This is a genomic window from Streptomyces sp. NPDC057939 (assembly GCF_042887545.1).
Taxonomy (GTDB): Bacteria; Actinomycetota; Actinomycetes; order Streptomycetales; family Streptomycetaceae; genus Streptomyces.
Genome location: NZ_JBHVPG010000033.1, coordinates 75,810 through 95,067, shown reverse-complemented (window position 1 = coordinate 95,067; position 19,258 = coordinate 75,810). Strand labels below are relative to the sequence as shown.

At 72.6% G+C, this 19,258-nt stretch carries 19 protein-coding genes and 1 tRNA gene; 12 read left to right on the top strand and 8 right to left on the bottom strand.

Going from position 1 to position 19,258, the window contains the following annotated elements; genetic code table 11:
* Window positions 1-415 (bottom strand): phosphoadenosine phosphosulfate reductase family protein (locus ACFVS6_RS29125; protein WP_389708421.1); only part of this gene is annotated, 415 nt, incomplete at its 3' end.
* 358 nt (window positions 416-773) lie between these two features.
* On the opposite strand from ACFVS6_RS29125, the gene ACFVS6_RS29120 reads away from it, so the two are divergent.
* The 3 genes from ACFVS6_RS29120 to ACFVS6_RS29110 are packed head-to-tail and all read left to right on the top strand — an operon-like array spanning window position 774 to window position 5,457.
* Window positions 774-2,519: a hypothetical protein gene (locus tag ACFVS6_RS29120; protein ID WP_389708419.1), complete on the top strand. Its 1,746-nt coding sequence runs from the start codon at window positions 774-776 to the stop codon at window positions 2,517-2,519.
* On the top strand, window positions 2,516-3,706 hold the full coding sequence (locus ACFVS6_RS29115) for a hypothetical protein (RefSeq protein WP_389708417.1): 1,191 nt from the start codon (window positions 2,516-2,518) through the stop codon (window positions 3,704-3,706). The genes ACFVS6_RS29120 and ACFVS6_RS29115 overlap by 4 nt, the downstream gene beginning before the upstream one ends.
* A 53-nt stretch (window positions 3,707-3,759) precedes the next feature.
* The gene (locus tag ACFVS6_RS29110) at window positions 3,760-5,457 is read left to right on the top strand and encodes a nitrite/sulfite reductase (RefSeq protein ID WP_389708415.1); all 1,698 of its coding nucleotides are present in this window, start codon (window positions 3,760-3,762) and stop codon (window positions 5,455-5,457) included.
* A 366-nt stretch (window positions 5,458-5,823) separates the two neighbouring features.
* Here ACFVS6_RS29110 and ACFVS6_RS29105 read toward each other — a convergent pair whose 3' ends face one another.
* Complete coding sequence (locus ACFVS6_RS29105; protein WP_389708413.1) at window positions 5,824-7,224, bottom strand: pyridoxal phosphate-dependent decarboxylase family protein; 1,401 nt, start codon at window positions 7,222-7,224, stop codon at window positions 5,824-5,826.
* 161 nt (window positions 7,225-7,385) lie between these two features.
* Here ACFVS6_RS29105 and ACFVS6_RS29100 point away from each other — a divergent pair, with 161 nt between their 5' ends.
* The gene (locus ACFVS6_RS29100) at window positions 7,386-7,742 is read left to right on the top strand and encodes a nuclear transport factor 2 family protein (RefSeq protein WP_389708411.1); all 357 of its coding nucleotides are present in this window, start codon (window positions 7,386-7,388) and stop codon (window positions 7,740-7,742) included.
* Between the two features lie 137 nt (window positions 7,743-7,879).
* On the opposite strand, the gene ACFVS6_RS29095 is transcribed toward ACFVS6_RS29100, so the two are convergent.
* Window positions 7,880-8,260, bottom strand: a complete 381-nt coding sequence (locus tag ACFVS6_RS29095; protein WP_281207571.1) for a hypothetical protein — start codon at window positions 8,258-8,260, stop codon at window positions 7,880-7,882.
* A gap of 158 nt (window positions 8,261-8,418) precedes the next feature.
* On the opposite strand from ACFVS6_RS29095, the gene ACFVS6_RS29090 reads away from it, so the two are divergent.
* From ACFVS6_RS29090 to ACFVS6_RS29080, 3 genes are all read left to right on the top strand, one after another.
* Window positions 8,419-8,508 (top strand) — tRNA-OTHER (locus ACFVS6_RS29090).
* A gap of 239 nt (window positions 8,509-8,747) precedes the next feature.
* Window positions 8,748-9,839, top strand: coding sequence for an iron-containing redox enzyme family protein (locus ACFVS6_RS29085; protein ID WP_389708410.1), 1,092 nt, complete (start codon window positions 8,748-8,750; stop codon window positions 9,837-9,839).
* Between the two features lie 4 nt (window positions 9,840-9,843).
* A complete protein-coding gene (locus tag ACFVS6_RS29080) occupies window positions 9,844-10,542 on the top strand; it encodes a hypothetical protein (protein ID WP_389708408.1) in 699 nt (232 codons plus the stop codon).
* Window positions 10,543-10,679: 137 nt separating this feature from the next.
* Here ACFVS6_RS29080 and ACFVS6_RS29075 read toward each other — a convergent pair whose 3' ends face one another.
* Window positions 10,680-10,877: a hypothetical protein gene (locus ACFVS6_RS29075; protein ID WP_389708406.1), complete on the bottom strand. Its 198-nt coding sequence runs from the start codon at window positions 10,875-10,877 to the stop codon at window positions 10,680-10,682.
* Between the two features lie 17 nt (window positions 10,878-10,894).
* Window positions 10,895-11,908, bottom strand: coding sequence for a bifunctional lysylphosphatidylglycerol flippase/synthetase MprF (locus ACFVS6_RS29070; RefSeq protein WP_389708405.1), 1,014 nt, complete (start codon window positions 11,906-11,908; stop codon window positions 10,895-10,897).
* A gap of 249 nt (window positions 11,909-12,157) precedes the next feature.
* Here ACFVS6_RS29070 and ACFVS6_RS29065 point away from each other — a divergent pair, with 249 nt between their 5' ends.
* From ACFVS6_RS29065 to serS, 5 genes are all read left to right on the top strand, one after another.
* Complete coding sequence (locus ACFVS6_RS29065; protein WP_389708403.1) at window positions 12,158-13,312, top strand: acyl-CoA dehydrogenase family protein; 1,155 nt, start codon at window positions 12,158-12,160, stop codon at window positions 13,310-13,312.
* Between the two features lie 27 nt (window positions 13,313-13,339).
* Window positions 13,340-13,867: a hypothetical protein gene (locus tag ACFVS6_RS29060; RefSeq protein WP_389708401.1), complete on the top strand. Its 528-nt coding sequence runs from the start codon at window positions 13,340-13,342 to the stop codon at window positions 13,865-13,867.
* Window positions 13,864-14,496 carry a flavin reductase family protein gene (locus tag ACFVS6_RS29055; RefSeq protein WP_389708399.1) on the top strand — a complete coding sequence of 211 codons (633 nt, stop codon included), beginning with the start codon at window positions 13,864-13,866 and terminating at the stop codon, window positions 14,494-14,496. Before ACFVS6_RS29060 ends, ACFVS6_RS29055 begins: the two co-directional genes overlap by 4 nt.
* On the top strand, window positions 14,493-15,476 hold the full coding sequence (locus tag ACFVS6_RS29050; protein WP_389708398.1) for a VlmB-like protein: 984 nt from the start codon (window positions 14,493-14,495) through the stop codon (window positions 15,474-15,476). The genes ACFVS6_RS29055 and ACFVS6_RS29050 overlap by 4 nt, the downstream gene beginning before the upstream one ends.
* 72 nt (window positions 15,477-15,548) lie before the next feature.
* Window positions 15,549-16,829, top strand: a complete 1,281-nt coding sequence (serS, locus tag ACFVS6_RS29045; protein ID WP_389708396.1) for a serine--tRNA ligase — start codon at window positions 15,549-15,551, stop codon at window positions 16,827-16,829.
* On the opposite strand, the gene ACFVS6_RS29040 is transcribed toward serS, so the two are convergent.
* Genes ACFVS6_RS29040 through ACFVS6_RS29030 form a run of 3 tightly spaced genes read right to left on the bottom strand, consistent with a single transcriptional unit; the run spans window position 16,813 to window position 19,256 of the window.
* Entirely contained in the window at window positions 16,813-17,553 is a 741-nt protein-coding gene (locus ACFVS6_RS29040) for a 4'-phosphopantetheinyl transferase family protein (RefSeq protein WP_389708394.1), read from the bottom strand. The two genes, serS and ACFVS6_RS29040, sit on opposite strands and share 17 nt — an antisense overlap.
* A gap of 45 nt (window positions 17,554-17,598) precedes the next feature.
* Window positions 17,599-18,654 carry a C45 family autoproteolytic acyltransferase/hydolase gene (locus ACFVS6_RS29035; RefSeq protein WP_389708392.1) on the bottom strand — a complete coding sequence of 352 codons (1,056 nt, stop codon included), beginning with the start codon at window positions 18,652-18,654 and terminating at the stop codon, window positions 17,599-17,601.
* Complete coding sequence (locus ACFVS6_RS29030; protein ID WP_389708390.1) at window positions 18,651-19,256, bottom strand: GNAT family N-acetyltransferase; 606 nt, start codon at window positions 19,254-19,256, stop codon at window positions 18,651-18,653. The genes ACFVS6_RS29035 and ACFVS6_RS29030 overlap by 4 nt, the downstream gene beginning before the upstream one ends.
* Between the last annotated feature and the right edge of the window lie 2 nt (window positions 19,257-19,258).

The following is a 19,258-nucleotide window of genomic DNA, read 5'->3' as shown; positions in this document are numbered from 1 at the left end:
ACGCCGCGTAACCGGTCAGGCCCTCCTCCAGCGGCGCGACCTTCCGCAACGCGCAGCACCGGTCCGGATCCCGGTCATGGAGCCGCGGACCGTACCGCGCGTCCTGCTCCGCGACGCTCTGCCGCGGGGTCAGCGTGATGACGTTGACGTCCATCACCGCCCCCACCGCGTCCCGCGTCCCGATCGTCTCCTCGAAGTGGTAACCCGTATCGAGGAACACCACGTCCACGCCCGGCAGAGCCCGGGAGGCGAGGTGGGCGACCACCGCGTCCTCCATCGAGGACGTCACACAGAATTTCCTCCCGAAGGTGTCGGCCGCCCAGCGCAGGATCTCCTGCGGAGGAGCATTTTCGAGTTCCCGGCCCGCGCGCTCGGCCAGCGTGATGAGATCTCCGTTTGCGTGAGTCGTCGCCATCCGGCGGCTCCTTGATGAAAAAAGCGGGGCGCGGCGAGCGGGCATAAATTTCTGGGCCGAGAATAGCAATCCGGGCACATAATTCACTGACGGTCCGCTGATCAGCATCAATTTCACCCCCAACCTGCCGTTGACCAGGGGTTTCATATCGTTCAGGGGTTTTGTGGAGCGCGGTCAGCGCGCGGTAAGTCCCGCATCAGCGGACCGCCAGTACCCCTGTGCCATAGTGGGTCGGAAATAACACAGAATCCCGTGCTGGCCGGCGGGCCAGGAATTGCCGTACACCGAAACCGAATCAGCCACCGACCGGCCGGTTTACGCATTCCGGCCGATACCCCCGGAGAGGGCACGCGGAGAAATGAGCCTGCAAGGACTGCGCCGAGGAAGGCTGTTACGCCGCCTCGCACTCTGTCTGTCGGCGGTGGGACTCACCGCCTCCATGCTCACCGGAGCGGAACCCGCCGCCGCCGGCACGCCGGAGACCTGGACGTCGAGCTTCCAGGGCAGCGACGGCGTCACGTACACGGCGACGAACCACCTCGTGCAGGCCTCCAAGGGGCCGGGACGGCAGTGGATGCTCGTCTGGTCGGGCCCCGCGAAGCAGCCCGCGCCCGACTTCCTCGCCGTCATCGACGCCACCCCGGGCTCCCCGTCGTACGGCAAGGTCGCCAACACCGTCACCATCGGCCCGAACAACGGCAACGAGCCGCACCACATGCAGTACGTGTGGCACAAGGGCGACCGGATCTACGCCGGCGGCATCATGAGCGACACCACCTTCGTCTTCGACGCGAAGGCGCTGCCCGCCCTGACGATCGCCGGGGTCAACACGACCGTCGACACCCCGTGCGGCACCCTGCCCGACGCCTATCAGGTACTGAGCGACGGCACCGCGTACGGGACGTACATGGGCGGTCCGAACGTGACCGGCCCCTGCACCTACACCAACGGCGAGGTACGCGTCGGCAACGGCGCCGCCGGGTCGCCCGGTGAGATCGTCCGGATCGGTAAGGACGGCAGGACCCTCGCGGAGATCCCGGCGGCGACCGCGGGCGCCGAGGATCCCGCGCAGTGCGGCAACGTTCCGGCACTGCCCGCGGCGAGCTGCGCGAACCCGCACGGCATCGCCGTCCGCGAGGACCTGAACGTGATGGTGGCGAGCGACTTCGCCGAGGCCCGCAACTTCATGACGCCCGATTCGGAACTGCGGGAGAACCTGGCCCGCCAGACCGTCCGCGTCTTCGACATCGCCGACCGGAACAACCCGACGCTGCGCTCGGTGTCCAAGGTCGCCGACGGTCCGCGGGGGGCGCAGGAGCCCCGGGCGTTCTTCCGTGAGTCGCGGGTGGTCATGGAGACCGCGCTGACCAACCGGCCCGGTCACAAGGGCGCGTTCGTGTCCTCGATGGCCGGCGGCGCCGTGTTCTACACCCCGGACATCACCGCGCCCGCCCCGCAGTGGAAGGAGGTCTTCGACGACACGACGGCCTACCGGAGCTTCCGGCGGGACCCGGGAGTCACCGGCAGTGGCGACAACGCGAGCTGGCTGGCCGTGAGTCCCGACGACCGGTTCCTGTTCCACACGGTGATGGGCCAGTCGGTGCCGTACGGCAAGCCGCTGGACGACACCACGGGCATGATCTACGTCCTGGACATCCAGAAGCTCCTCGCCGCCGGTACGGGCGCCAAGTGCTCGATCGACGACCTGAACGAGGCCGCGCGCGGCGGCCGCGAGCGGGACTGCCCGGAGCTCGTCAGCACCGTGCCGATCCGTGACGTGAGTTCGGGCGGCCCGCACTGGGGCGCGATGGACAACTTCAAGCGGGGCGGGGACGGCGTGTACCGCGAGACGCAGAACGTCAGCCGCATCGCGGTGGCCAACTACTTCGTCGCCGGTTCGTTCGGCGGCGGCGGTGACCACCGGGTGTGCATGTTCGACCTCGACCGGCGGGGCAAGGTCAGTCTCGACCGGTCGTTCCGCGACGAGCACACCGGCAAGCCGTGCGTCGGCTTCAACCGGGCCTCCTGGCCGCACGGCGACTACGGCGACAGCCAGCCGCACGGCGTCCTGTTCGTGGTCAGCGACGGCGTCGTACGACGGTGAGCGCGGTCCTCCTGGCGGCGGTCGTCCTGACCGCCGCCCTGGCGGTGGGCGTGCTGCTGCTGCGCCGCGGCCTGCTGCGGCGGCGCGCGAGCGTGTCGGCGTACTTCGCCGCGGCGGTGGCCGTCACGGTCCTGGCCGGGGTCTCGGTGGGTTCGCCGCCGCCGCGGAACGGGCCGGTCGGGGCACTGGGCGGGCCGTTGCTCGGGGCGGTCGGGCTGGGCGGCAAGCAGGTGCCGGTGATGGTGGTGCCGAACCGGCCGGGCTTCAACCTGGTGGCCGTCGGGGCCGAGGAGGCATCGGCGGGCACCGACCGGGGCCGGCTCGCGAAGGGCGGGCCCCGGCCCGGCTCCGCGCTGACGTGGGTCCCGGTGGAACTTCCGGCGGGGCCGGGTCAGGTGTGGGTGTCGTCGGGCGGGGCCGTCGCCGCGCTGGCTGTGGACACCGGCCGGGCGACGGCCGGAGCGGGCCGGGACGCGGGGCTCGCCGCGCTGCGCGGCGACGACGGCCCCGAGTGCGCGAGCGCCGCCGCGGGAGCGCTGCTCGGCGGGGACGCGAAGCCGCCGGCGGGCTGCCCCGCCGACGCGCTGGCCGCCGCCGACGCGGCCGCGCTGCGGGAGACGGTGGCGTTCCTCGCGGGACGCGGGGCGCGCTCGCTCGGGCTCGTGGAGGACGCCTCGCCGCGCGGGCGGGCCGCGGCCTCCGAGGTGCGGGCGGCGGCGGGCCGGGCGGGGATCTCCGTCGGCGTGCCGGATTCGAGCCGGCAGCCGCTGGTCGTGGCCTCCGGTTGGGCGGGCGCGGACGCGGCCGTACGGGACGTGGAGGCGGGCCGCACCTTCGCCGAGGGCACCTACCTGGCGCCCTGGCTGTTCACCGCGCCGCTGCTCTCGCCGAGCGCCGGCCAGCTCATCCCGCTGCGGTACGCACCGAACAGCCCGGCCGCGGTGGAGTACCTGAAGGCGCTCGGGGCCCGTTTCCCGGGCGAGCTGCCGACCTCCGCCGGGTACGACGCCTGGCGTCGGGCCCGCGGCACGGCCGTCCCGGCGCCCGCGAAGCTGTACGCCACGGCCGTGCTGTACGTCCCCGGCAGCGGCGGGCCCGGCGCTGCCGGTGGGCACCACCACGCGGAGTCCACGAGTTGGCTGCCGAGCGGGATGGTCGTCCCGGTCGCGGGCCTCGGTACGACCTGAGCCGGCCGGACGCCGGAACCCCCCTCCCCCAGCCCACGTAGGAGCACGGACAGATGACGGAAACCGCCGCGCCGCCGGTCCGGACCGCACGGACCGCACGGACCGCCGCCAAGCGACCCGAGGGCCAGTGGGCGTTGGGCGAGCGCGAACCGCTCAACGCGAACGAGGAGTTCAAGCAGGTCGAGGATCCGCTGCTGGTGCGCGAGCGCATCGAGCGGGTGTACGCCCGGGAGGGCTTCGCGAGCATCGATCCGGACGACCTGCGGGGTCGGATGCGCTGGTGGGGTCTGTACACGCAGCGCAAGCCGGGCATCGACGGCGGGCGGACGGGCTCGCTCGCCCCGGAGGAGCTGGAGGACGAGCACTTCATGATGCGGGTGCGCAGCGACGGCGGCACCCTGGACCTCGCGCAGTTGCGGGCCGTCGCCGACGTGTCGATGCGGTTCGCCCGCAACACCGCGGACATCACCGACCGGCAGAACATCCAGCTGCACTGGGTGCGGATCGAGGACGTGCCCGCGATCTGGCGGCGGCTGGAGGAGGTCGGCCTGTCCACGACGGAGGCGTGCGGGGACTGTCCCCGGGTCATCGTCGGCAGTCCGGTGGCGGGGGTGGGCGCGGCGGAGGTGCTGGACGCGACGCCGGCGGTGCGGGAGATCGCCGCCCGGTACGTCGGGGACCCGTCGCTGTCGAACCTGCCGCGCAAGTACAAGTCGGCGGTGTCGTGGCTGCCGGACATCCCGTACGAGATCAACGACCTGGCGTTCCTGGGCACGGTGCACCCGGAACACGGTCCGGGCTTCGGCATGTGGGTGGGCGGCGGGTTGTCCACGGTGCCGATCCTGGCGCGGCACGTAGGGGTGTGGGTGCCGCTGGACGAGGTCCCGGACGTGTGGGTCGCGGTGGCGCGGCTGTTCCGCGACCACGGCTACCGGCGGCTGCGGGGCCGGGCGCGGTTGAAGTTCCTGATCGCGGACTGGGGCGTGGAGGAGTTCCGCCGGGTGCTGGAGGAGGAGTACCTGGGCCGGCCGCTGCTGGACGGGCCGCCGCCGGAGCTCCCGGCGGTCCCGATCGACCACATCGGGGTGCATCCCCAGCACGACGGTCTGTCGTACGTGGGTGCCGCGCCGGTCGTGGGTCGGCTGTCGGGGACGAAGCTGGCGGCGCTGGCCGACCTGGCGCAGGAGCACGGCAGCGGCCGGGTGCGGTTGACCCCGTACCAGAAGCTGCTGGTGCTGGACGTGGCCGATCCGGAGCCGTTGGTGGAGGGGCTGCGGGGCATCGGGTTGGAGGCGCGGCCGTCGTCGTGGCGGCGCAACACGATGGCCTGTACGGGGATCGAGTACTGCAAGCTGGCGATCGTGGAGACCAAGGAGCGGGCGGCGACGCTGGTCGCGGAGTTGGAGAAGCGGCTGGCGGGCGAGGACGTGGGGCTGAGCGTGAACGTCAACGGCTGCCCCAACTCGTGTGCGCGCACGCAGGTCGCGGACATCGGTCTGAAGGGGCAGCTGGTCGCCGACGAGGACGGCCGGCAGGTCGAGGGCTTCCAGGTCCACCTGGGCGGCAGCCTGACGCTGGCCGCGGATCAGGAGGGTGGCTTCGGGATGAAGCTGCGCGGGCTGAAAACGACGGCGGCGGACCTGCCGGACTACGTGGAGCGGCTGACGCGCGGCTACCTGGCCGGGCGGACGGACCCGTCGGAGACGTTCGCGGCGTGGGTGGCGCGCTGCGACGAGGAGGAGCTGAAGTAGCGGCCCCCGGCGGGAACGGTTCCGGGGCGGCCCGGCGGGAACCTCCGCCGGGCCGCCCCGTCGTGTGCCCGGGGGCGGGCGGGTGGACCGCCGGACGGGGCGGCGCGCGGACGACGGACGGGGCGGCGCGCGGACCGACGCACGAACCGCCCGACGCACCGACGCACGAACCGGCGGACGGACCGACGCACGGACCGCGGACTGCGGGAGCGGCGGGCCGACCGACCCGGCGGACCCGCGTACGGAGCCGGCCACCGGCCCCCGGGAACGCCGCGGGGCCGGGCCCGCGGTGGCGGGCCCGGCCCTGGTGGGGGGTGGTTCCGGGGGTGGTTCCGGGCGGTTCGGGGATCCGGTGCGGCGGGGTCGTCAGGCTGCGGCGAGTTCGGCGGCCAGGGCCTCGCGGATCACCTCGACGCTCCGGTCCACGTCCTCCTCGGTGGTGCGCCAGTTGACGACGGAGACGCGCATCGCGGCCCTGCCCTCCCAGACGGTGCCGCCGAACCAGCACACGCCGCTGCGTTGGATGCGGGCGATGACCGCTCGGGTGACCCGGTCGTCGTCGCCGAAGCGGACCAGCAGCTGGTTGAGGACGACGTCGTTGAGGAGCTCGACGCCCTGCACTCCGGTCAGCCGCTCGGCGAACCGGTGCGTGTGGCGGCAGCAGCGTTCGACGAGGTCGGCGACGCCGGATCGGCCCAGGGAGCGCAGCGCCGCCCAGACGGGCAGGCTGCGGGCGCGCCGGGAGAAGTCGGGGACCCATTCGATCGCGTCGCGTTCGCCGTCGGTGCCGGGCGGCAGGTAGCCGGCCCGCTCGTTGAGCATGGCGGCCCGGTGGGCTTCGGGGTGGGCGATGACGACGATGCCGCAGTCGTAGGGGACGTTGAGCCACTTGTGGGCGTCCAGGGCCCAGGAGTCGGCCCGTTCCACGCCTTCGACGAGGGGGCGCAGGCGGGGGCTGGCCGCGGCCCACAGGCCGAAGGCGCCGTCGACGTGGACCCAGGCGCCGTGGCGGTGCGCGATGTCGCAGATCTCGCCGACCGGGTCGACGGCCCCGGAGTTGACGTCGCCGATCTGGGCGCAGACGATGACCGGCCCGTCGAGGCCCGCGAGGGTGCGTTCCAGTTCGGCGGGGACCATCCGGCCCTTGTCGTCGACGGGCACGTTGCGGATGCGTGCCGTGCCGAAGCCGAGGTAGCGGGCGGCGAGGTCGATGGTCATGTGGTGCTGGGCGCCGGCGACGATGGCGATGTCGGGGGCGCCGCCGAGGCCGTCGCGTTCGACGTCCCAGCCCGCCTCCGCGAGGAGTTTGTGGCGGGCCGCGGCGAGCGAGGTCAGGTGGGCCATGGTGCAGCCGGTGGGGAAGCCGACCGAGGCGTGGGCGGGCAGGCCCAGCAGTTCGAGGACCCACTGCGCGGCGACGTCCTCGGCGACGGCGATGGCCGGGGAGAGGTTGTAGAGGCTGGCGGTCTGGTCCCAGGCGGAGACGAGCCAGTCGGTCGCGATGGCCACGGGCAGGGTGCCGCCGGTGACGTAACCGAAGTAGCGGGGGCCGTTGGCGGTGGGGATGCCGCCCTCGGCGACGGCCCGGCCGAGCAGCTCGATGGTGTCGGTGGCTTCGGCCGGTCCGGCGGGCAGCGGGCCACCGAACATTTTCAGCAATTGTTCGGAGCCGGCAGTGGCACCCACCGGTCGATCGGCGAGACCCGTCAGGTATTCGATGGCCTGCTGATAGGCCAATGCGAGAGGCGCACTGTCTGCTGTGGTCATACTACGAACGTAGGCGGCCGGCACTGACGTGCGACTGACTCAAATGGCCGGAACATCCGGTTACTTGGACCGCACGGCCCGTTGGACTGTATTACTTTCCTTGCGGCCCGTTCCGACCGGCGGGCCGTACCGCGGTGAGCCATGAGACATGAGGAGTCCCGATGTCCGACGAGCAGACACGCAAGGTTATCGACCAGTTCAACCAGGCATTCCAGCAGCACGATCCGGGCCTGCTGAAGGACCTCCTCGCCGAGGACTGCCGGCTGGAGAACTCCGGGCCCGCCCCGGACGGTTCCAAGCACGTCGGATACGACGAATGTCTCCAGTTCTGGTCCTCGATCGCGTCGAACGCGCAGGCCGATTTCGAGGTGGAGGAGGTCTGGGTCGCGGGCGAGCGCGCGGTCTGCCGCTGGACGCTGCGCTGGGGCACCGGACCGAAGGACTTCGTGCGCGGCGTCAACGTGACCCGGCTGGAGAACGGCCTGATCGTCGAGAGCTTCGGCTACGTCAAGGGCTGACGCCCGAGCGGAGGACGAAGGCCGGGTGGAAAGGCCGGAACGGACGAGGGAAGGGGGGCCCGGGCCGATCGGCCCGGGCCCCCCTTCCCGTTCTCCTCGCGCCGTGCCGGCGTGCTCCCGCGCCGTCGCGGGTGCGCTCAGTCGAGCTGCGAGACGATCATCACGCAGTCCTGGAGGGCCTTGGTGGCGTGCCCCTTGCCCTGGGTGTCCTCGACGAGCTGGGTGTTGCCCGGGGTGAAGGTCCGCCAGGTGCCGTCGCTGACCCCGCACTCCAGCAGGCCGCTGATCAGGGTCATGATCTGGCGGCGCGGCGCGGGGTGGAAGTCGCCCACGTACCCGGCCGGCAGGAAGAGGTAGACGGCCTGCTTGGCCGGCACGCCCTCGGAGACGAAGATGGGCGGCGCGGGCGGGGCGAAATTGACGGCGGTCACCTCCAGCGTCTCGTCGATGAAATGCGATTCGCCGTTCTCGTCGTTGTAGAGACGCGATACGGCGATTTTTGCGGTCTCGGCGCTCACGGGAACTCCCCGGGTATGTGGTGAAGTGGCTCGATCGCCCTTCACTATCCCAGCGGCCACTGATGGGCCCCTGACCGTCATCCCGAATTCCGGTCTCAGAAATCCATCAGCAGCATGTCAGCGACGGCATGCCAAGCTGATGCCAGAGAAAGGCCGTTGGAGAGGTTCCCAAAGCGGCCGAATGGGGTCCGGTGGGGCTACTCGCCGGACGGGCTCTGCCCACGCAGGTTCGAATCCTGCCCTCTCCGCAGGTGCTCATCCCAGGCACGCGCATCCCGATCCGAACCAAGGGGTGCGCGTGTCTTTGGCATGAGGGGCCCCCGCCGCACCGGCCCGGGCCCCCTCCGGCGCCCCTCCCGCCCCGGACTCGCGGAGCGAGGACGTGTATCCAGCCGATCCGCCCGCGGGTCCGCGTCGACGGATCCGATTCCCTCACCACACCCGCGCGACCCGACCAGGCGTCGTTTCCCGAGCGACCTTGAGAGACATGGAGACGCAGTTGCCCAGCACCGACAACCACACCGATCCCGCGATCCGCAGGACCGACGCCGCAGCGCTCGTCGAGGAGGTCTCGTCCTGGCTGACCGTCGACGCCGACGAGATCGACGCCAAGTTCGCCGGCGAGCGGGCCCGGGTCGTCGAGGCGGTCACCCGGATGAACGCGGCCGCGGTGACCGGCCCCGACCGGGAGGACGCCCACTACCAGCAGCAACTCCTGCTGTCGCGCATCTACCAGACGGTCATGCAGATACCGTCCCGGCCCACGGCCGAGGGCTCCGTGCTCCTCCACGAGGTCACCCGGCTCCTGGAGCACGCCACCCTCACCACCGAGGACGCCCACCTGGAACCCGGGCTGCTGGAGTCCGCGCCGACCGAACCCAAGCAGTTCCTGTCCTGGCTCAAGGGCCTCGTCCGCAAGCACCGCGCCTTCAAGCACCCCTACTACACCGACTTCATCAACCGCGAGGCGCGCAGCGAGGACCTGCGCACGTACGTCATCCAGGAGTCGCTGATCGACGGCCGCTTCGACGACTTCCTCGCGATGATGCAGATCGGCACGGCCGGCGCGAGCAAGATGGAGATCGCCGGCAACTACTGGGACGAGATGGGCAACGGCGACCCCGAGGCCGTCCACACCCACCTCTTCAACAAGATCTACGAGGTCTTCGACGTCCGCGCCGAGGACCTCGAAGCCGCCATGACCACCACCGACCTGCATTCGGGGAACCTCGCGGTGCTGCTGTGCCGCTACCGCAACCTCTACCCGGAGGCGGTCGGCTTCCTCGGCATGACCGAATGGCTGGCCCCCGACCGGTTCCGCAACGTCGTACGGGCCTGGGAGCGGCTCGGGCTGCCCGAGGTCGGCATCACCTACCACCGGCTGCACATCACCATCGACTCGCAGCACGCGGCGGGCTGGTTCCACAACGTGGTCATCCCGAGCGCCGACACCGCCTACATGCGTCGGGGCATCGCCCGCGGCGCGCTGTGGCGGGCCAACTCCTCCGCCCGCCACCTCGACGAGCGCCTGCAACTGGCGCGGCTGTCCGCCGAGCGCACGCCCGTCGCCGCGGGCTGAGGCCGTGGCGTCGCCGAGCGGGCACGCGCTGCGCGAGCACGGGTTCGCCCTCACCGGCCTGCCGCCCGTTCCCGCGGTGGTCGCCGCCGGCTTCGGGGACCTCCCGCGGCCGCCCCTGCGGCTGCGGATGTCGTGGACGGCCGACGACGACTGGCTGTTCCAGTACGTCCCGGCGACCGCCGGGCCCGTGAGCCCCGCACGGGACCTCGCGGACCGGCGGCTCGCGGCGGGCCTGTCGGCCCTGCTGCGGTCCACGCTCAGCGGACCGTGGCTCGACATCCACGCGGACTGGCTGATCGAACTGCACCGGGTCCGCACCGTCGCCCCCGCCGGGGAGGCGGCGCGGGTGGAGCCGCCCGGACGCCCGGCCGACTGCGCGTTCACCCTGGTGGCGGTGGTCGGCCGCGACGGTGCGGGGAGCCTGCGCTCCCGGCTGTACGGTCCCGGGCGTACGGGGCCGCTCGTGGAGGCGGCCCCCGCGCCCGGGCAGGGCGTCCTGTTCGACCGGCGGGCCGTCGTGGAGGACCGGCACGAGCTGCTGGCCCCGGCCGGTGGGCCGGTGCTCCAGGACCTCCTGGTCGCCCACCTCTCCCCGGCCTCCGGGCCGGTGGAGGCGGCGCCGGGTCCGGCCCTGCGGCGGCGCCCGATGCTGGTGCGCGGCCCGGCCGGCACCGTGGTGAGCACCCGGCCGGCCCTGCGCTGAGGGCCGGACAGCAGCGGAGGGCGGGGCGGTGGGGAACTCCCCCACCGCCCCGCCCTCCGCGTGCCCGGGCCCGCCCACGGCCGCGCCCCCACACGGGAATCCGTACGGGGGCGCGGGCGGGGAGGACGTACGGGTTCTCAGGACGCGGCGGCTCCTTCCCGCAGCAGGGCGTCGAGGCGGGCCAGCCCCTCCTCGACGGCGCGGACCGCCTCCATGTCGTCGGGGGCGGCCGCGCAGGCCTGGAACTGTTCGACGACGAGCAGGCCCTGGGCCCGGATCTCCTCGTCCGTCGAGGACGTCGAGGACGTCGGGGGCGTCGGGGGCGTCGGGGGCATGTGTGGGCCTCCCTCTCTCAGACCGCGTTGCAGGCGCGGAAGACGTGGACCAGCGCGGGCAGGCTGGCCCGGTGCTGGAAGGCGATGTACTCCGGCAGCACCGCGGAGGGCGCCCACTTCTGCTTGTACTCCAGCTGCGTGCGCGCCGGGTAGATGTGCGCGCCGTGCTCCCACAGGTGCTGCATGAACCAGTGGAAGCCCAGGCTGTGGCCCGGGAACTGGGGGGCCGTCAGCGAGGTGAAGGGGGTGAAGCCGAAGTGCAGCCAGCGGGTGCCCTCGGCGGTGAACACGTCGACGGCCGCCTTGTTGAGGGCCTCCATCACCCCGGGCGGGGAGTCGGGCTGCCGTCGGCTCAGGTCGTGCATCCAGCCGGGCTGCGGCCCGTAGACGGGGGCGTAGGAGACGTAGCCGATCAGCCGGCCGTCGTTGACGGCGGCGAAGAGGCGGCGCAGCGGCTGGTAGCGGCCGCCGGTCTGGCCGACGAGGAACTCCAGCGGTTTGACTCCCTCGCCCTTGGTGGCGAGCCAGGCGGTGTCGAGCGCGGCGATCTGGTCGGCCCAGTCCTCGTAGGGGACTTCGCGGATCTCCAGGCCGCTGCGCAGCGCCCGGGAGATCTTGTTGCGGAGCTGCATGAACTTGGTGCCGGCCAGGGTGAAGGTCTCCAGGTCGACGGCGTAGGAGGCGCCCATCTGGTTCACGGTGAAGCCCTGGTCGACGTAGACGTCGGCGTCCGCGCCCTGGAGCTGGACCGACACGATCTCGCGGCCCTGTTCGGCGGCGAAGGCGGTGAAGCCGGCCAGGAGCCGGGCCCGGGGGCCGTCGGGGCCAGCCGGGGCGAAGGGTGCGAAGGGGCCGCCGAACTGCACCAGATAGCGGCCCACGGGCCGGTAGACGATGATCCCGGGCTCGTCCGGCAGCCGGAAGTAGCTGTTCCCGTCACTGAAGGCGAAATACGCGCTCGGATTTCCGGCGTCCGCGTACTGCCGGATGGCGTCGAGCGCGACATCCGTCTCCAGAATCGTTCCGGTCATTTCAGATCCATTCTCCCGCGAGCACTTCCCCACTTATGGCACGGGCGACGCGCCGCCACAAGTGCCGGGCGACCCCCCGGTCAGCCCGCCGTCAGGGCCAAGTCAGGTGAAACCACTGGTCAGATGAGTGTCAGGCCTCAGTCAGACGGTGAGTGAAACACTTCTTTCCGAATATTGCCTTTCGGATCGCAGGGAATGCCCCGACCGGTCCGGAGGAGAATTCCGAGAGAGCCCGAGGAGAAAACGCCGATGCGTTCCCTGACGACAGCCCGCGGGATCTGCGAGCAATTCCATCCAGGTCTTCTCGACGCGCTTGAGAACCTGCCGCTCACCTCCGCCGACGGTGGGGCGCGGGAGAGCGCGGACAGCCCGGTGCTGGAGCTGTACCGCGAGCACGCCGGTCCGGGGCTGCTGGTGCCCGCCGCGTACGGAGGCGCGGCCGCGGGGCCGCTGGAGGCGGTGCGGGTGCAGCGGGCCCTCGCCGCGGCCTCGCCCTCGCTGGGGGTCGCCTCGACGATGCACCACTTCACCGTCGCGATGCTGTTCCGGTTGGCGGAGGCCACCGACCGGCTCACCCCGAGTCAGCTGAAGGTGATGACGGCGGTGGCCTCGGACGGGTTGCTGCTGGCCTCCGGCTGGGCGGAGGGGCGCACGAGCCAGAACATCCTGACGCCGTCCGTCGTCGCGGAGCGCACCACGGGCGGGTACCGGGTCAACGGGTCGAAGAAGCCGTGCAGCCTGTCCCGTTCGATGGACGTGCTGACGGCCAGCGTGGCCGTGACGGGGGACGACGGGCGCTCCGGTCTGGCGCTGATGCTGATTCCGGCCGCCTCGCCGGGCATCACGACCCGGCCGTTCTGGGGGACGCCGGTGCTGGCCGCCGCGCAGAGCGACGAGGTCGTGCTCACCGACGTCGACGTCCCGGCCGACCTCGTCATCCACAGCACCCCCGAGGACGCCGACCGGCTCGACGACCTGCAGACGGCCGGGTTCACCTGGTTCGAACTGCTGGCCACCGCCACCTACGTGGGCGCCGCCTCGGAGCTCGTCGCCCGGGTGGTCGCCGGCGGGCGCGGCACGGCCGACGAGCGGGCGCGGCTGGTGGTCCGGCTCGACGCCGCGGTGGCCCTCGTGGAGGGCGCCGCCCGGGCCCTGGAGGACGGCACCGAGGGCGACGAGGCGGTGGCGGCGGTGCTCACCGCCCGCTACGCGTCCCAGGACCTGCTCGCCTCGGCCGTCGACCAGGCCGTGGAGATGCTCGGCGGGATGGCGTTCATCCGTTCCGCGGACGTGGCGTACCTGGCGAGCGCGGTCCGCGCCCTGGCCTTCCACCCGCCGTCGCGCGCGAGCGTGGCCGCGGAGCTGGCCGACTACTTCGCCGGCAGCCCCCTGCGGCTGTCCTGATCAGCCGCCCCGTCGGAAGGACACCTGATGGACATCAAGAACCCGGTCGAGTCACCGGTCACCTTCAACCTGCACCGCGCCGAGTACCTGGTCGCCTTCGCCGTGACGATCGGCATGATCCTTTGGCACTTCACGGACATCCGGTGGTTCGTGGCGATCGGCCTGTTCCTGTACATCGACCTGCTGGGCTACATCCCGGGGGCCATCGCCTACCGGCGCAGCCCGGACGGGCGGATCCACAAGGCGTACTACGTCCTGTACAACACGATGCACAGCCTGCTCAGCGTGGCCCTGGTGGGCGTGTTGTGGATGTGGCTGGTCGGGCCCGAGTGGGCGCTGCTGGCGCTGCCGTTCCACGTGTTCGGCGACCGGGGCGTCTTCGGGAACTTCCTGAAGCCGTTCGGGTTGCCCTTCGAGCCGGTTCCCACGCCGCTGGTCGACCGGGTGACGGCGATGTTGAAGCGCCGCGCGGCCACCGACGGCCCGGTGCCGCTGCCCTACGAGGAGCAGGCCGCCGCCACCGGCGCGACCGCGGCGGTCGGGGCGCACCGGTGAGCCGCTATCCGACGTGGCTCACGGACCGTTCGGCGGCGGTGCCCGCGCAGGGGTACGAGGATCCGGAGGCGGCCCGGTTGGCGCTGCGCCGGTTGGCGTCGGGCGTGACGGTGTTGACCGTGAGCCAGGGCGGGGTCCGGCACGGCACCACGGCGAGCGCGGTGGTGACCCTGTCGAGGGACCCGCTGGTGCTGGGGGCCTGTCTGCGGCCCACGTCGACGTTCGCCTCGTTGGTGCGCAGGGCGGGCCGGTTCTCGGTGAACGTGCTGTCCTCGGCGCAGAACGACGTGGCCCGGCGGTTCGCGAACCCCGGTCGTCCGCTCGGGGACGCGCAGTTCGAGGGCTTCGACTGGTCCACCGACCCGCTCACGGGTGCTCCGCTGCTCGGCGGGAGCCTGGCGCACATGGCCTGTCGGATCCTCGGCTGGCACCAGGTCGGCGACCACGACATGCTCCTCGCCGAGGTGACGGGCGGCAGCCACACCGTCGACTCCCCCATGCTCAGCTTCGCCGGCCGCATGCACAGCGCCGCCGTCACTCCCGCGGCGTCGGCCGGCGCCGCCCCTTCCGGTGTGCCCGCCCCTTCCGGCGCTTCCACCGTTTCCGTCTCTCCCAGCGAGGTGTCATGACCACCGTTCCGCAGATCCCCGTCGAGGCCGACTGGGACCGCGCGCCCAACCTGCTGGACGGCGCGCAGGAGATGACCCTGACCGCCGACGAGTGCGACCTGGGGTACTGGCTGTCGGCCGTCGCCCAGGGCACCCTGCGCGGGCGGGCCGAGGCCGGCCACGACGCCGTCACCCCCGATCACATGCGCGAGGACGGGCCGCTGCGCCGGGCGCTGGTGCTGGAGCTGGGCAACCGGTCGCTGGCGGAGTCCCGGGCGGTGGAGGTGTTGTCGCACTACGTGATCGGCGCGCCCGGCGTCGTCGAGCAGGAGTTCTTCACCACGCAGGTGGTGGACGAGGCCCGGCACGCGATGATCTTCCGCAAGCACCTGGTGGACCTGGGGGTGCCGGAGGCCGGGCTGCTCGGCTTCATCAAGGAGCAGGGCGTCGACTACACGCGGCGGGTGCTGAACCCGATCGCCGAGTTCGCCACGACCGTGGTCCGCGACGAGGGCGACTTCATCGGCGCGGTCGCCGTGTTCACCATCGTCATCGAAGGGGTGCTGGCGCCGGCCGCCGAGCTCAGCGAACGCAAGTGGACGCTCCTCGACCCGGCCGCCGCCGAGATCGCGCGCGGCGCCTCGATCGACGAGATCCGCCACCTGACCGTGGGCAGCTCCATCGTCCGCGAGCACCTGGCGCGCAACCCCTCGTACCGGCCGCGGCTGATCGAGCTGATCCGGCGCGGCCGGCAGCTGTGGGACGAGCTGCCGTCGGAGGAGTTCGTGCTGGAACGCGAGGAGCTGTTCCAGGAGGGCATGTTCGCGCACGCCGAGCTGCTGGACGGGTACGAGGTCTTCCCCGGCTGCAAGCTGCTGGAGACCACCCCGAAGCAGCGCTACGACCTCGCCGAGCAGTGGACCGACGACATGGCCGAGGTGCGGCTGCCGTACATGGGCATCCCGGAGGCCGTCGACATCATCCGCAACCACCCGCGGTGAGCCGGTGACGGCCGTCGGCCGCCACCGGGCACGTCACCCACGCACGCCACCGACGAGGACCGAGGAGCCGTCATGCACGACCCGCACGCCCTGCTGCAGGACGCGGCGGGGGCCGACCTGGCCCGCCGCGGACACCACCTGGACCGCGCCGCCCTGCGCGAGCTGACCGACCTGCGCTCCCGGCTCATCGCCGAACGCGACAAGCTGCGGGCGGAGCAGAACCGCTCCGCCCGGAGCGGGGTGCGGCCCGACGCGGCCGCCCGCGCCCGGATCCAGGAGGCCAAGGAGCGCCTGCGGTCGGTGTCGGAGGAGCTCCGGGTGGCTCAGGAGTCCCTCGACGCGTTGCTGCTGGCCGTCCCGAACCGGCCCCATCCCGACGTCCCCGACGGCACGGAGCAGGATCCGCCGGTGGTGCGCCGGGTCTTCGGGGAACCCCCGGGCTTCGAGTTCACCCCGCGCGACCACGTGGACGTCGGCACCCGGCTGGGCATCCTCGACCCGGTGCGGGCCGCGAAGCTCTCGGGCTCGCGGTTCGCCGTGACCCGGGGCGCGGGGGCCCGGTTGGAGCGGGCGCTGGCCTCGTTCCTGCTGGACCTGCACACCGGGGAGCACGGGTACGTGGAGCACGGCGTGCCGCACCTGGTGAACCGGGAGACGATGACGGGCACCGGGCAGTTGCCGAAGTTCGCCGACGACCTGTTCGCGACGGACGCCGCCGACCGCGAGCTGCTGCTGATCCCGACGGCCGAGGTGCCGCTGGTCAACCTGTACCGCGGGGAGACCCTCCAGGACGCCGAGCTCCCCTTCGCCCTGACGGCCTTCACGCCCTGCTACCGGGCGGAGGCGGGCTCGTACGGCCGGGACACGAGGGGGCTGGTGCGGCTGCACCAGTTCGAGAAGGTCGAGCTGGTGCGGATCTGCCGGCCGGACCGGTCGCAGGAGGAGCTGGAGCTCCTGGTGGGGCACGCGGAGACCGCGCTGCGCCGGTTGGGGCTCGCGCACCGGGTGGTGGAACTACGGGCCGGGGACCTCGGGTTCGCCGCCCGGCGGACGTACGACATCGAGGTGTGGCTGCCCGGCCAGGGCACCTACCGGGAGATCTCCTCCGTCTCCGACTGCGGGGACTTCCAGGGCCGCAGGGCCGGCATCCGGGTCCGCGACCGGGACGGGGGCAAGGTCTTCGCGGCGACGCTGAACGGTTCGGCGCTGCCGATCGGCCGGACCCTCGTGGCGATCCTGGAGCAGTACCAGCGCGCGGACGGCTCGGTGTCCGTGCCGCCCGCGCTGGTTCCGTACACGGGTTTCACCGCGATCGCCCCCGACGGCACGGCGGTGCTCAGCCCCGCGGCGTGAGGACGGCCTCCCGGGCCCGCCCGCGGCCGGGTTCCCGTACGGGTTCCCGGGCGTGCTCCCGGACGGGCCACGGCAGGACCGTGACGGGGGCGAGGTCCCGGGACACGAAGGCGGTCATCGCCCAGGGCGCGTCCCGGCGGGTCGGCCGGAGTTCGGTCCGGCCGTGCCAGGGCGACGGGCCGTGGCCGTTGATCCCGCGCAGGGTGACCGCGCCGTCCGGGCCGAAGTCCAGGTCGACCTCCCGGGCGCCGTCGGTGAGACCCCGCCCGGTGGCCTTGACGGCGGCCTCCAGCAGGGTCCAGGCGTGGAAGAAGGTCTCCGGGGTCGCGCTCGCGGGCACGCCCGGGTAGACGAAGGTCAGCACGTCCAGGTTGGTGGTGGCCGGGCGGACCAGTTCCACGTCCACCCCGACCGGTCCGGTCTCGGTCGCCCCGAGCAGCAGCAGCCCGTCCGAACGGGACCAGCTGATGTGGGTGCCGGGCTGGTCGGGCAGGTACGGCTTGCCCGCGGGGTCGTAGTGGATGCGCAGCTCGGACGCGGGGACGCCGAGGCGTTCGGCGAGCAGCCGGCGGACGGTGAGCCGGGCGCGGTAGAAGCGGTGGGCGGCCCGGGCGTGGACGAACTCGGCGCCGCGCCGCAGCTCGTCCTCGGTGAGGCCCTCGGGATAGTGCGCGCTGATGTCGGTGGGGTCGACCCGGTCGAGGTCGACCAGCCATGCGTCCATCGTGCTCCTTCCATGGGTACGGTCCTTCGTCGCGGAAGGGGCGGCCTACAGGGAGAACACCTGCGTGGCGGAGAGCGCCGGGTCGCCGGGGCGGACGTGGAGCCGGCCGGCGGCCGGGTGGATGACGACCGCGGCGACGGTGCGCTCCGCCCGGATGTCCCCGCGGTCGGGAACGCGCAGCGGCTCCTTGGCGAGCAGCGCGAAGTGGTCCTCGGCGTCGGCGTCGCCGCGCAGGGCGGCGAGCCCTTCGCCGGCCGCGCGCAGCCGGCGCACGGAGGAGTTCCGGGCGAAGACGTTCAGCTCGTCGGCCGGGGCGAAGTCGGGGTGGAGGAAGTGGTTGGTGTGGGCGAGGCCCCCGGGCCCGGCCTCCCGTACGCGCAGTTCCCCGTCGAGGTGTTCGACGTACAGGGCCCGCTCCGGGTCGCACAGCATGAGGGAGCGGGAGCTGGCCAGTGGCAGGCCGGCGAGGATCTTGAGGGCCTCGTCGACGCTGCCGGCGTGGTCCAGGAGGTGGCGGATGGCCAGGTACGGGGGGACGCCCGGGCGCCAAGTGCCGCCGAGGACCAGGTTGAGGCCGACGGCCAGGCCGTCGCTGTTCACGCCGAGGTAGCCGAGGAGCCCGGCGAAGCTGAGGACCAGCGCGCGCCGGGGGGAGCCGGCGCGTGCGGTCTCCAGGACGGCGATGTGGCTGTCGAGGTTCCCGTTGAGGTCGACGGTCTGGGCGAGGACGGGGGTTCCGTCGGCGGTGGTGCGGGCGTACGTGGTGCAGTCACCGGCCGTGGGGACCTTGGAGTAGCCCATGATCTCGCGGCGGAGTTGGAGCAGCCAGGCCTCGTCCTCGCCGATGCGGGCGCCTTCGGCAAGGCCCGCGACCTCCTCGGCGAGGTCGGGCAGGGCCGCCGTCACCCCGGCCCGGTAGGCGGCGACGGTCGGCAGCAGGTCGGGCAGGGTCAGGGGTCGGGCGGTGAGGTGGTTCAGCCGGGCCAGGCCGTCGTCGAGGAAGGTGCGCAGGGGGGCGGCGAGGGCCCGGCCGTGGGCGCGGCCGATGTCGCGGGGCTCGCCGCCGGCCCGTATGAAGGTGATGTCGCCCGCGGTGTTCACGCCGGCACGGCCTTCTTCGGGCCGCGGGCGAGGGCCTCGCGGACGGCCGGCCACTCGGCGCGCAGGATGCTGTAGAAGACGGCGTCGCGGCGGCGGCCGCCCGGCATGTAGTTGAAGCTGCGCAGGGTGCCCTCCTCGGTGGCGCCGATGTTCGCGAGGCCGCGGCGGGCCTGGAGGTTGAGGACGTCGGTCTTGAACTCGGCGCGTTCGACTTCGAGCACCTCGAAGGCGTGGGCCAGCAGCAGGGCCTTGGCCCAGTGGTTGACGCCGCGGCCGCGGAAGTCCCGGCCGAGCCAGGACCAGCCGATCTCCAGCCGGCGGTCGGCCTCCGCCATGTTGCCGAAGCTCATGCTGCCCGCGACGCGGCCGCTTTCCTTGTCGGTGATCACGTACACGACCCGGCGGCCGGCGGCGTGGTCGGCGAGGTTGGCGTCGAAGAAGGCCTCGAAGTCGGTCTCGGTCTCGACGGCGGCGACGAAGTAGCGCCAGATCGCGGGGTCCATGGCGACGGCCCGGATGCCCTCGCGGTCCGCCTCGGTGATCGGGGCGAGGCGCACCCGGTCGTTCTCCAGGACGGTGGCGGCGTGGTCGGTCCAGCTCATGA